At 49.9% G+C, this 13795-nt stretch carries 7 protein-coding genes and 1 pseudogene; 6 read left to right on the top strand and 2 right to left on the bottom strand.

Annotated elements, in window-relative coordinates; genetic code table 11:
* The first annotated feature begins 302 nt into the window (after positions 1-302).
* From metH to BWI93_RS05075, 4 genes and pseudogenes are all read left to right on the top strand, one after another.
* A pseudogene (metH, locus tag BWI93_RS05060) lies at positions 303-4120 on the top strand (methionine synthase).
* Between the two features lie 554 nt (positions 4121-4674).
* Positions 4675-5703 (top strand): MBOAT family protein, encoded by a 1029-nt coding sequence (locus tag BWI93_RS05065; RefSeq protein ID WP_255157732.1) that lies wholly within the window; start codon positions 4675-4677, stop codon positions 5701-5703.
* A gap of 18 nt (positions 5704-5721) precedes the next feature.
* Complete coding sequence (locus tag BWI93_RS05070; RefSeq protein WP_094809063.1) at positions 5722-6594, top strand: hypothetical protein; 873 nt, start codon at positions 5722-5724, stop codon at positions 6592-6594.
* Positions 6595-6645: 51 nt separating this feature from the next.
* Positions 6646-7551 carry an S-adenosyl-l-methionine hydroxide adenosyltransferase family protein gene (locus BWI93_RS05075; RefSeq protein WP_094809064.1) on the top strand — a complete coding sequence of 302 codons (906 nt, stop codon included), beginning with the start codon at positions 6646-6648 and terminating at the stop codon, positions 7549-7551.
* Here BWI93_RS05075 and BWI93_RS05080 read toward each other — a convergent pair whose 3' ends face one another.
* Together BWI93_RS05080 and BWI93_RS05085 are read right to left on the bottom strand one after the other, a co-directional pair.
* Entirely contained in the window at positions 7552-8658 is a 1107-nt protein-coding gene (locus tag BWI93_RS05080; RefSeq protein ID WP_094809065.1) for an XdhC family protein, read from the bottom strand.
* Positions 8659-8702: 44 nt separating this feature from the next.
* A complete protein-coding gene (locus BWI93_RS05085) occupies positions 8703-10736 on the bottom strand; it encodes a TonB-dependent receptor (protein ID WP_094809066.1) in 2034 nt (677 codons plus the stop codon).
* A 154-nt stretch (positions 10737-10890) separates the two neighbouring features.
* Between BWI93_RS05085 and BWI93_RS05090 the strand changes: the two genes are divergently transcribed.
* Together BWI93_RS05090 and BWI93_RS05095 are read left to right on the top strand one after the other, a co-directional pair.
* Positions 10891-11814 (top strand): AraC family transcriptional regulator, encoded by a 924-nt coding sequence (locus BWI93_RS05090; protein WP_094809067.1) that lies wholly within the window; start codon positions 10891-10893, stop codon positions 11812-11814.
* 421 nt (positions 11815-12235) lie between these two features.
* On the top strand, positions 12236-13759 hold the full coding sequence (locus BWI93_RS05095; protein ID WP_094809068.1) for an aldehyde dehydrogenase family protein: 1524 nt from the start codon (positions 12236-12238) through the stop codon (positions 13757-13759).
* Positions 13760-13795: the final 36 nt, after the last annotated feature.

Below are 13795 nucleotides of genomic sequence, written 5' to 3' on the forward strand. Positions count from 1 at the left end.
AACCGTCATGGAATGATCGGGGTGGAATGGTTTAACATCGGTGACGCGAAGTGCGTTGATCTTTCGGGTCGCAAATTTGGAACAGCTTGTTGGGAAAACGGGGTTAAAAACCATGAAAAGGAAACCTGCGACGAAACTTTGTAATGACCCGGAGCACTATAAATCAATTCGCTATCGGTAGCTGCTACCCAAAACTCAAAACTCAAAACGCACAACGGTAAACTCTACCTATCTTTGCACGTTTATCTTTTCATACTTTCTGGACACAACGCCGACTCCGATCCGGCATCGTTTCGCAACCGATGACAACGATTCAAAAACCCGACATTCGCAGCCTTCTTAACAATCGTATTCTGGTACTCGATGGAGCCATGGGTACGATGATTCAGCGGTATAAGCTGGAAGAAGAAGATTATCGGGGCTCTCGCTTTGCCGACTGGCCCCATCCCCTGAAGGGAAATAACGACTTGCTCGTACTGACCCGACCCGACATTATCAAAACGATTCACGCCGAGTATTACGAAGCCGGAGCAGACATCGTGGAAACCAACTCTTTTTCCGGTACCTGGATTGCCATGGCCGATTACGGCATGGAAGAGCTGGTCTACGAACTCAATTACGAGTCGGCCCGTATCGCCCGTGAAGTTGCCGATGAATTTACGGCTCGCAATCCGGACAAACCCCGGTACGTAGCTGGTTCGATGGGACCTACGAACCGTACCGCCAGCCTCTCGCCCGATGTGAACAACCCTGGTTACCGGGCCATCACTTTCGATCAGCTGGTGGGTGCGTATTACGAACAAACCAAGGCCCTGATCGAAGGCGGCAGTGATATTCTGCTGGTCGAAACCATCTTCGATACGCTCAATGCCAAGGCGGCTCTGTTTGCCATTGATACCTACTATCAGGACGTGACCCATGGAAAGTCGCCCTGGCCCGAACATATCCCGCAAGGACCCAAATTTGAAGTACCGATCATGGTATCCGGTACCATTACCGATGCCTCGGGTCGTACGCTTTCCGGACAAACGACGGAAGCGTTTCTTACCTCCGTATCGCATTTGCCGCTGCTTTCCGTAGGGCTAAACTGTGCCTTGGGAGCCGATCTGATGCGGCCGTATGTACAGACCCTGGCCGATAAATCACCCTTTTTTACCTCGGCCCACCCCAACGCGGGTTTGCCGAATGAAATGGGTGAATACGACGAGACGCCCGAGCAAATGGGTGAAACGATCAATGGCTTCCTGAACGACGGACTACTGAATATTATCGGTGGGTGCTGCGGTACGACGCCCGGCCACATTCGCCGCATTGCGGAAATTGCTGCTATGCACCAGCCCCGACCCATTCCCGTCGAAGAACCCGTACTGAAACTATCCGGTCTGGAACCGATTGAGGTAACGAAGGAAAAGGTACTGTTTCTGAACATCGGAGAGCGTTGTAACGTAACTGGTTCGAAGAAATTTGCCCGTCTGATTCGGGAAAACAAGTACGACGAAGCCCTGAGTATTGCCCGGGAACAGGTAGAAACCGGAGCCCAGGTCATCGACGTAAACATGGATGAAGGGATGATTGACGGAGCGGCCGCCATGACCACCTTCCTGAATCTGCTCGCTGCCGAACCCGACATTGCCCGGGTACCGTCATGGTCGATTCTTCCAAGTGGGAAGTGATCGAGGCGGGTTTGAAATGCGTACAGGGAAAAGCAATTGTGAACTCCATCTCCCTGAAAGAAGGCGAAGAGAAGTTTAAAGAATACGCCCGCACGGTGCAACGGTACGGAGCCGCCGCTGTAGTGATGGCTTTTGACGAAAATGGTCAGGCCGACAGCTACGAACGCCGGATTGAAATTTGCGAACGGGCGTACCGGATTCTGGTGGACGAAGTCGGCTTCCCCGCCGAAGACATCATCTTCGACCCCAACATTCTGACCGTTGCTACGGGAATCGATGAGCACAACAACTACGCCGTCGATTTTATCAACGCAACCCGCTGGATCAAAGAAAACCTGCCGCACGCGAAAGTTTCGGGTGGGGTCTCCAACGTATCGTTTAGCTTCCGGGGGAACGAACCCGTCCGCGAAGCCATTCACTCGGCCTTCCTGTACCATGCCATCAAAGCTGGTATGGATATGGGCATTGTGAACGCTGGTCAGCTGACGATTTACGATGAAATTCCGAAAGACTTTCTGGAACTGGTGGAAGACGTTTTGCTCAACCGCCGTCCCGACTCCACCGAACGCCTCGTAACGTTTGCGGAAACGGTGAAAGCCAAGGGGAAAACAGAAACGGGACCGGATAACTCCTGGCGGCAACTGCCCGTGAAAGAGCGGTTGGCCCATGCTCTGGTGAAAGGCATCGCCGATTTCATTGATGAAGATACCGAAGAATGTCGTCAGGCATATGCTCGCCCGATTGAGGTGATTGAAGGTCCGCTGATGGACGGGATGAACGTAGTAGGGGATCTGTTCGGAGCCGGAAAAATGTTCCTGCCGCAGGTCGTTAAATCGGCCCGGGTCATGAAAAAAGCCGTAGCCTACCTCCAACCCTTCATCGAAGCGAGTAAAGAAGCCGGATCGACGGCCGGACGTATTTTGCTGGCAACGGTGAAAGGCGACGTACACGATATTGGCAAGAACATCGTGGGCGTAGTACTAGGCTGTAACAATTACGAGATCATCGATTTGGGCGTGATGGTGCCAACGGATAAAATTCTGGAAGCGGCCAAGACGCACAACGTAGATATTATTGGATTGTCGGGCCTGATTACGCCGAGTCTGGATGAAATGGTGGGCGTGGCCAAAGAAATGGAACGGCAGGGTTTTAACGTACCCCTGCTCATTGGCGGAGCAACGACGTCCCGGATTCACACCGCCGTGAAGATCGATCCGCAGTACTCCGGACCCGTCATTCACGTACTCGACGCTTCCCGTTCAGTACCCGTAGCCGGACGTCTGACGCAAAGCGAAGAATCAAGAGCGGCAGTACTTTCGAGCATCAAAGCCGAATACGCCAAGCTTCGCGAAGATCACGCCAAACGCAAATCGGACAAGAATTTTGTCAACATTGAAGCGGCTCGTCAGAATAAGGTAAACATCGACTGGGAGAGCTTCCAGGCTACCAAACCCCGATTCCTGGGTACACGGGTGTTTGAAGACTATTCCCTGTCGGAAATTGCCCCGTACATTGACTGGACGCCCTTCTTCCAGACCTGGCAATTGCACGGCAAGTACCCCGCTATTCTGGAAGATCAGATCGTAGGAGCCGAAGCAAAGAAGTTATTCGAAGATGCCAATAACCTGTTGCTGGAAATCATTCACGATCAATCACTGAAAGCAAGAGCCGTTGTGGGTTTCTGGCCCGCGAATAGTCACGAGGATGATATTATTCTGCATCCCTACGAGACCGTAAGCCGGGAAGTATCCTGCGAACGCCACGGCTCGCATACGCATCTGGAGTATCAGATCAGCCGGGCCAACCGATCGGGCGAAGAAGTTATTACTACGCCTGCTTTAGCTACGTTACATCATCTGCGTCAGCAAAGTCAGAAAGCAGCCAATCTGCCCAACTACTCACTAGCCGATTTCATTGCTCCGCTGGAAAGCGTGCATACAGATTATATCGGTGGTTTTGCCGTAACAACCGGAATCGGTATCGAAGCCCTGTTGGAGAAATACGAAAAAGACCACGACGATTACGGCAGTATCATGGTAAAAGCCATTGCCGACCGGCTCGCCGAGGCTTTTGCCGAATTGATGCATCAACGCGTTCGGAAGGAATTCTGGGGTTACGCGGCGAACGAAACGCTGGAAAATCAGGATTTGATTGAAGAGAAGTACCAGGGTATTCGTCCGGCTCCCGGCTATCCGGCCTGTCCCGAACATACCGAGAAGCGGACGCTATTTGATTTACTGGGTGCCGAAGAACTGGGTATTACGCTCACGGAAAGCTACGCCATGTATCCGGCCAGTTCCGTCAGTGGCTGGTATTTTAGTCATCCCGACAGCCGTTATTTCACCGTGGGTAAAATCCAGAAAGATCAGGTGGAAGATTACGCTAAACGCAAAGGAATGACGCTGGAAGAGGCTGAAAAATGGCTGGCTCCAACGTTAGCCTATTAAGTTTACGCAAGTATATTAATCACAACAAAAGCTCCCTCTTTATCGCTAAGAAGGGAGCTTTTTATTTAAGGTTATAATTAATACTAACTATTGTTGATGATTTCAAAGAAAGTTTTACATTCGCTTACCAATTCACCTTCACCACCTATTCAATGCTATTCAATAGTTACAGTTTTGTGCTATTGGTTTTGCTTACGTTCGGGTTGTATTATCTGCCCGTACGTACAAGAGCTGCCTGGCAACTTAGCATCTTAATTCTTTCCAGTCTGTTCTTTTATGGTTATTACCAGCCGTTATTAGTACTTCTTTTACTAGGCTCGGTAACAATTAATATTCTTTCCAGCTATCTCATTATTCACGGAGCATCCCACTACCAGCGTTTACATAGTGTTTGGGGTGTAGTAGCTAACGTATCAATTCTTATTTTCTTTAAATATAGCCCCTTATTTGCTCATACATTTTTGCCAGTTCAAAGTGAAATAGCAGCTTTTTTACTAAACTTACCTTTACCGATCGGTATTTCTTTCTTTACCTTTCAGGGAATTAGTTTGATTGTGGATACCTACCGGAACCGGAATAATGCAGCATACCGTCAGCTAATTCCTAAATCGATTGTGGAGCATAGCAAACGCGTTTTATTCTTTAAGGCCTTCTTTCCTCAACTGGTTTCTGGACCCATCGTTAAAGCTCATTTTTTTCTGCCGCAGATTGAAGAAAAAGTTCTGCATTCGATTCGTTGGGAATACGTTTTCAGAAACCTGACGCTGGGGTATTTTTTCAAAATGGTAATCGCCGATAACCTGAAAGATCATACATCCATTATCACGTATCCCTATTTCGAGGCCGAATCTACGCTTACGTTGCTGATTGCGTTATTTGGCTACTCCATGCAGATTTTTGCTGACTTTGCGGGTTACTCACTCATCGCTCTTGGACTGGCCGCTCTGTTTGGGTATCAGTTTCCCGTCAACTTCAACTTTCCTTACATCAGTACCTCATTTTCAGAGTTTTGGCGGCGATGGCATATTTCGTTGTCCAGTTTCCTGCGGGAGTATCTGTACATTCCCTTGGGCGGCAATCGAAAGGGAGAGACACGTACCTACCTGAATTTGTTTCTAACCATGGTATTAGGCGGATTATGGCACGGAGCCGCCTGGAGTTACGCCGTTTGGGGAGCTTTTCACGGTTTAGCGTTACTTCTGGAACGCTATATAACGACTCATCTAAAAATCAGGGAAACCCGTATCAGTCAAATTTTTAAAGGAGGGCTTGTATTCAGTCTGGTAACATTAGGCTGGCTCTTGTTTAAATTGCCGGAGTTTTCCCACGTCGTTGCCTTTTTTAAAGCATTAACAACGAATTATAATCGACCCCTGAATACATTACCGGTAGCGTTAATACTTCTGTTTTCAATGCCTGTGATAGCCTACCATATCTGGTATGTATGGGGCGAACAATCGCTGGAGCGTATCTGGATACAGAAACGACTCCTACAGGTTGAGCCTTATGTGTTAGGCTGTATGCTTTTTATGATTATTACGAACAGCGGTTCCAGTACAGACTTTATTTATTTTCAATTCTAAACCATACGTAGAACCTCTATGATTAGAACTTCTATTCTTACGACGGCCTTCTTACTGGTTTTATACAGCCTCTTTATTTATCTTAATACGGATCGAATCAAACGTACGGGTCAGAATCAATACGCACGGAATCTGGTTAGTGCGGAGGAATATCTGTACGAAAAGGGGCAACGGGCGAATACCTTAATTCTGGGTTCGTCGCTTAGTACCCGGCTTTTAATGGATAGCTTACCCCATACTTATTACAATCTGGGTATGTCTGGACTGAGTGTTTATGATGGCTTAAATCTTTTAAAAAAGGCGGCTAAAAAACCCAAGACAGTGCTTATTGAAATGAATATCGTGTTACGGGATGCGAATACTGGTTTTACAGAAGATGTATTTCATCCAGCCCTTTATTCGTTGCGTCAATATGTTCCCGTACTTCGTAAAAAATATCAGCCCTTAGGTGTATTAAAAGCATTGTATCGCGATCAAACGCAGTCGGTAACGGATACAGCCTTATTTACATTGCCTAAGGAAATGTACGAGCGGGAAGTTCGAAACATCATGGCAGACTTTTCGTCTACGCACTATTTAACGCACTTTCAAAACAAATTTTCTATCCTGAAAAAGGAAATTCGGGAGCTGAGAGCCAAGGGGATTAAGGTAGTCTTTTTCGAAATGCCCGTGTATAGCAAAGCCAGTCAGCTGAAGATTCCAAGGTTGATTCGGGCCAACTTCCTGAAAAACTTTCCACCGCACGAGTATAGCTATATTTCGCTGCCCCAGGAAGTGTATCAGACGACCGATGGCCTGCACCTGGCCGGAGCGGAAGCCCGCCGCTATACCCGGTATCTACGCGAGCACATGACAAAACTACAAACGGTTCAGTATTCCAAAGTGAATTGATTACCGGCCCAAAACCGCGTAGTTTAGCAATCGTGGAATAACGTTCGAAGCATGAAACGATTGTTGTTAAAGAAGGGGCTATGCCTGTGGGCTCTGATTGCATGGGTGAACCTTAGTTGGGCCCAGAAGAAGATCGTCGTTTTTCAGTCCGATTTTGGCTTGAAGGATGGAGCTGTTTCGGCCATGAAAGGGGTCGCGATGGGCGTTTCCACCGAGTTAAAGCTATTTGATCTAACCCACGAAATACCCGCTTATAACATCTGGGAAGCTGCGTACCGCCTCGAACAAACCGTGGGGTACTGGCCCATCGGTACCGTGTTCGTATCCGTCGTAGATCCGGGGGTAGGAACGGAGCGGAAGTCGGTCGTACTGAAGACGAAATCGGGCCATTTCATTGTCACGCCAGATAACGGAACACTGATGCTTCTGGCTGAATCGGCGGGTATTGCGGAACTACGGGAAATCAATGAGGCCGTCAACCGACGGAAAGATTCGGGGAAATCCTATACTTTTCACGGTCGCGATGTATACGCCTACACCGCCGCCCGTCTGGCCGCTGGCGTGATTTCCTTCCCGCAGGTAGGGCCTTTGTTACCGAAGCAGGTGGTATCGCTACCGTATCAAAAAGCGAGCCGGGAGGGGCAATCGCTGAAAGGGACCATTCCTATTCTGGACGTACAATACGGCAACGTCTGGACCAATATTCCCGCGGACTTGTTTCAGCAATTGGGCGTTGCGGCTGGGCAGTCCGTACGCGTCCGGATCTTCCATCGAAATCAAAAAGTGTATGAGGACACGCTGCCTTACGTGGAAACGTTTGGGGGTGTGGCCGAAGGCAAACCGCTCGTGTACCTGAACAGTCTCTTGCAGGTCGCCTTCGCCCTGAATCAGGGAAATTTCGCCGAGACGCATCACATCGGTAGTGGCAGCGAGTGGAGCGTCGAGCTTTCCCGGTAACTATTCGCTGTAAATGGGACGGCTCCGTCGCCGCAATAAGCCTCCTTCCCGATTTGAAAATACGGTCCGGATTTCGGCGAGAATGGAAAGGTCGATTTCTTCGGGAGTCGCTGCTCCCGTATCCAGTCCGGCGGGGCTGTAGGTTCGCTGGAGCTGAGAATCCGACAGGGGCTGTGCGGCTTCTTCCATCCGCTGAATCATCTTTTCGAATCGCTTGCGGGGACCCAAGAGGCCGATGTACGGAACCGTCGTGGTCGTTACGTAGCGATGGTAATTCCGGTAATCCGTCTCCAGGTCGTGAGCCATGAGGATCACGGCAGTATAGTCGTCGGGCTGTACTTCGGTATCTTTGGCTAATACGGCATCCGCCCACTGAAAGAGTACTTTGTTGATTTTCTGCGGATTACAGAAGACCGTCGTCAGCCAGCCCAGTTCACGGGCCTGTCGTACCAGCGGGTAAATGTCATAATTGCCGCCGTGAATAAACAGGTGGATGGGTGGCAGAATCACTTCCAGCAATACGCAAACCGAGCCAAAAGAGCCCGAAAATTCCTGCGTATGCGACTTCTGACTGTGCAGGGTCGTATGAATCGATTCGCTCAACGCAGGCAACAGTTCCTGAACCGGGAAAAGGGCAGCGAACGAATCGGCGTCCTCAAACCGGTAAACCGAACCCAGCGGTAAGGTGTCCGACTGACTTTCCGTAACGGTTACGACTACGGAAGGACTGCGGCGATGAATCAACGGTTCCAGCTGTAACACCGCATTCGACGGATCATCCGCATTCAACGGACTCAGCAGTACGTCAATAATGCCATTACAACCCAGCCCCACGCCGATCTGGTAGGGATCGTCGTCGGTGGTATCGTAGGTGACGATGGCAGCTTTTCCGGTAAACATGGCCAAACGGGCCCGTTTCAGAGCATCACCTTCCAGACAACCACCTGAAATGCCACCCACCCACTGGCCATCTTCGGTGACCAGCATACGGGCACCCACCCGTCGGTAGGAGGAACCCTCCACCCGAACGACCGTCGCCAGAGCGGCCTTTGTGGTCGTAAAATCAATCTTTTTATAGTGGTCGAGAATGGCTCTTATTTCTTTCATAGCAATAGGGACCCGCTTACTTAGGGACTAGGCGGGCATCCGACTTATTTCCCCAGGCGTACTTTTACGCCTCCAAAGAAAGTACGATCCGTCGCCGGTTCAAAATAGCGACCTCCGGCGGCATTGATCTGTATGTTGGCAAAATAGCGTTGATTCAGAAGATTGTTGATGCCCACGAACGGTTCCAGTGACCAATTGTTTCGCTTGATCTGCCAGCCCAGTCGCAGGTTGAGTAAGGAATACGCATCCGTCCGAACGGCATTGGCATCGTCGGCGTAGAAGGTACCGTTCCGGCGAAACTGCACAATGCCGTAGAAACCGGCGGGTCGGAAATACCGTACTTCGGCGTACCCAAAATGCGGCGGAATCCCCGGCAACTGATTGTTATCGAACGTACCCGAAGTAGTACTGTAATTGAGGTATTTGAAATTGGAATACGTATAGTTGACGAAAGCCGTTAGCCCTTCGGTAACCTCTGCGGTAAGCCCCAGTTCTACGCCCCGGCGACGGGAGTTGCCGGCGTTTCGGTAGAACGTACGGCCCGGAAACTCAGTCAGCTGATACGGTACAATTTCACCGCGAACATTGACCTGAAAAACGGCGGCGTCTACTTTCAGCCAGCCAAACGTAGCTTTCGTACCCAATTCGTAATTGTAAGCCCGCATAGGGCCTAACTCCGGATTGAAACCGCCCAGGTTACTCGGATTATTGCCGAGTTCCGTCAAGGCGGGCGTTTCAAAGCTGGTTGAAAAATTGGCGTATACGCTGCGTTGCGGCTGATATTCCCAGTTCAGGCCCGCCGTGGGGCTAAAACGCTGGTAGGTGCGACGACCCGACTGATCCGCATCATTCAGGAAACGGTCTTTTACTTTCAATTGAATATCATCGTAACGGGTACCTACCGTCAGGGCTACGTTTTTACCGAAGCCAAATTCCTGCAACAGATATGCTCCGATGTTGCGAAAGGTTTCCACCTGATTAAGCGTTTCAGCACCACTGCGGCCCTCCTGATTGTCGTTTCGTTTACGGTTATCCTGCTGATTTTCAAGATCAACACCCGCTTTTAAACGGTACGAAACCGAACCAAACTGATCGGTATACTGATAGCTGGCTCCGCCGCCCGTAAAGTTTCGGATGAACTGCACATTGCCACCCGCCTGAAAAGCAAGCCGATTTTCGAAATCGCGGTTGGTCCAGAAGGCCCGGGCCTGTACCTGGTGTTTGGTACCCAACGACTGATCATACACCACGGCGGTGCGGTGCTGCGTGGCTCCCGAGAACGCCTGGAACTGTACGTTTTGCGGACGAGCCATCCGGCGGTTCTGTTCCACCTGCTGCATCGTCAGACCACCGGGGTCCTGAGCGGTGTTTTTCGCAAAGTTGTACAGAAGGGTTAGTTTGGCCGTAGCACTGAGTTCATGCTGGAATTTTACGTTGAAAAGCCAGTTGTTCATGGCGGCGTACTCGCGATACCCGTCCTGCTGATTGCGACTGGCATTGATGAGCAGGGACGAACGCTGCCATTTCTGACCGACCTTGATCTGGTACCGCTGAAATCCGTAACTGCCCGCAACGGCCTGAGCCTCGGCGAAGTTGCTGGTCGGCGTTTCAGTGGTGTAGGAAAGGATACCTCCCGATGCATTTCCGTACAAGGCCGAGGACGCTCCCCGAATGACTTCCAGCTGGCCCAGACTGCCCACGTCGAAATTATTGACTTTCGCCTGACCGTCGGGCGTGGATTCGGGAATGCCGTCGAGCAGAACTTTCAGGCCCCGAATGCCGAAAGAAGAGCGGGCTCCGAAACCCCGGATGGAAATGCGTAAATCCTGAGCGAAGTTGTCTGGATTCTGGGCAAATACGCCGGGGATAGCACCCATGGCATCGAATAACGAAAGCTGCGGCTGTCCCACCTGCAAGCGATACTGACTCAGCACCGATACGGCAAAGGGGCTACGGTTTTCGGCCACATTCAGTCGCGTGGACTGGATTTCAACGGGGTTCAGATTTCGCGTACGAAGGCTGTCCGATTGAGCCCACGTAAAGAAGGGTATACCAACAAAAAGTAAAGCAAGACGCATAAGAGGACGGAGGGCAATCCGTGTGAATAGATTTTGATACAGGAATAACTTTCAATCAATGCAAATCGTTTTATCTTATAAATAGAATAAATTGGATATTGTCGTTATCTTTCGGCATTAGAGATAAAGCTCTCACCCTTAAGATTTTAATGCTATGAAATCGGATTCACTGTTTGATCTCAGAAGTCATTTAAAAAATCGCCGGCTCGATCAGGTGGTTGAAAACCGAACGGCCTATACGCTGGATACGGCGGAACTTACGATCTACGAAACCCATGCTCAGGCCGAGGCCGTTGAACTAACCTTCCATAACCCGGTACTGACCAGCATGATTCGCGGTAAAAAAGTCATGCGTCTGGATGATACGCCGGACTTTGATTACCACCCCGGCGAGTCGGTACTGGTACCGAGTGAAAAAACCATGCGAATCGATTTTCCGGAAGCTACGTTTCAGCGTCCGACGCAGTGTCTGGCTCTGGCGATTGCTCAGGATGAGATTACAAAATTTACGAACCAGCTCAACGAAACGGTTCCGTTGATTGATTCGACTTCGGGTTGGCGGTGGTCGGAAAGCAGTTTTTATTTTTCCAATACCTCAACGATTAACGCACTGATTGCCCGGCTCATCGACATTTTCACCGAAAACAATCCAGCTAAAGAATTCTTCGCCGATCTGGTACTGAAGGAACTGACCATTCGGCTCATCCAGACGCAGGCCCGTCGTCTGCTGCTGGATCAGGGACAAAAGCAGACCAGTACCAATCGCTGGGCCTATATCACCCAGTACATTCAGGAAAACCTGCACACGGCCTTCAACATACGTCAACTGGCGGATAAGGCATGCATGAGCGAGCCTAATTTCTATCGGCAGTTCAAGGCTCAGTTTGGCCTGTCGCCGCTGGAATTTATCAATCAGCAACGCATCCGGCTGGCTCAGCAATTACTGAAGACTACCAGCCGCAGCGTCAGTGACATCAGCGTAACCTGCGGATTCAATAACCTCAACCACTTCCTGAAACTTTTTAAACGGTACAACCAGCTGACGCCGTTGCAGTATCGAGCTTCGGGGTTGGTTTGATAGTGTTTGGGTAGTTTGAATAGGTTTGATCAGGTTTGAAGCAGTTTAAAGTTTGAAAGGGTTGTAGTCGCTTGAGTGCTATAATCAGGCTTAGTGGGTTTCGTGAGGTTTACATTTTGATCAGCTATAGTTCTGAGTTGGTACTTAAACCATTTGATCAGGTTTGAAGCAATTGCAAACTGCTTCAAACCTGATCAAACTTTTTTCAAACTATGGCAACTCTTTCAAACCCATGAACCTATCTCACACCCCAAACGTGTTCAAGCCTTAAACTTTATCAAACTACTCAAACTTGAAACCTGCTCAAATCCTCTTCCCCTCAATTTGATAGAATCGTTCTCTTGCTTTGATAGGATCATTCCAACAAAAAATGGTGTATTACCCGAACTTTGTGGTAGTAAACCTCTTAAACACGATTAATATGGAAGCGACACTCGAGGCTCCAGTTCGGACGGATCATCCGACTTTTAAAGAACGATACGAAAATTTCATTGGTGGCAAATGGGTAGCTCCGGCTCGTGGTCAGTACTTCGATAATATTTCTCCCGTTGATGGTAAGGTGTTCTGTCAGGTAGCCCGTTCGACTGCCGAAGATATAGAAAAGGCTCTGGACGCGGCTCATGCGGCTTTTCCGATCTGGTCCAAAACGTCGGTAGCCGCCCGTAGTAATGTGCTGCTGAAAATTGCCGACCGGATTGAACAGAATCTGGAGTATCTGGCGAAAATAGAAACCATTGATAACGGCAAACCCCTGCGGGAAACCCTGGCGGCCGATTTACCGCTGGTCGTCGATCATTTCCGGTACTATGCAGGGGTCATCCGGGCGGAGGAAAGCTCGGTGGCTGAACTCGATTCCACAACCGTTTCATTGAATATCCACGAACCCATTGGCGTAGTCGGACAGATCATTCCCTGGAATTTCCCGCTGCTGATGGCTACCTGGAAAGTGGCTCCGGCTCTGGCAGCGGGCTGTACCATCGTGCTGAAACCCGCCGAACAAACGCCGACCAGTATTCTGATCCTGATGGAACTGGTGGGTGACTTATTACCCGAAGGCGTACTAAACGTAGTAAACGGATTCGGACTGGAAGCGGGTAAACCACTCGCTTCGTCGAATCGGGTGGCGAAGGTTGCCTTTACGGGCGAGACGACCACGGGCCGCCTCATTCTGCAATACGCCGCTGAAAACCTGATTCCGGCTACGATGGAACTGGGAGGGAAATCGCCCAACATCATTTTCCCGAGTGTGATGGACAAGGACGACGAGTTTCTGGATAAAGCCGTGGAAGGAGCCGTACTGTTCGCTCTCAACCAGGGTGAAATCTGTACCTGTCCTTCGCGTTTGCTGGTACACGAATCGATTTACGAGAAGTTTATTGAGAAAGTCATCGCCCGAACCAAAGCGATCAAAATGGGTAGTCCGCTTGCCCCGGATACCATGCTGGGAGCCCAGGCTTCGAAAGATCAGTATGAGAAGATTCTGTCGTACATCGAAATTGGCAAGCAGGAAGGAGCTGAAGTATTGACGGGTGGAGCAGCGTTCCATCAGAATAGCGGACTGGAAAACGGCTACTACATTCAGCCGACCATTTTGAAAGGACACAACAAAATGCGGATTTTCCAGGAGGAAATCTTCGGCCCGGTCTTGTCCGTAACCACCTTTAAGGATACGGAAGAAGCCATCGCCATTGCCAACGACACGTTATACGGTCTCGGTGCTGGCGTCTGGACCCGCGATGCTCACGAACTCTATACGGTACCCCGGGCCATTCAGGCGGGCCGCGTATGGGTCAACTGCTACCACGCGTATCCGGCTCACGCTCCGTTTGGTGGATACAAGAAATCAGGTTTCGGTCGGGAAACGCACAAAATGATGCTGAGCCACTACCGCCAAACCAAAAACATGCTGATTTCCTACGATAAGAATAAGTTGGGATTCTTTTAACCGAGTTTTCAGTTTGCGGTTTTCTGTTTTCAGTTG

This window comes from Siphonobacter sp. BAB-5385 (genome assembly GCF_002261125.1).
In the GTDB taxonomy this organism is placed as follows: domain Bacteria; phylum Bacteroidota; class Bacteroidia; order Cytophagales; family Spirosomataceae; genus Siphonobacter.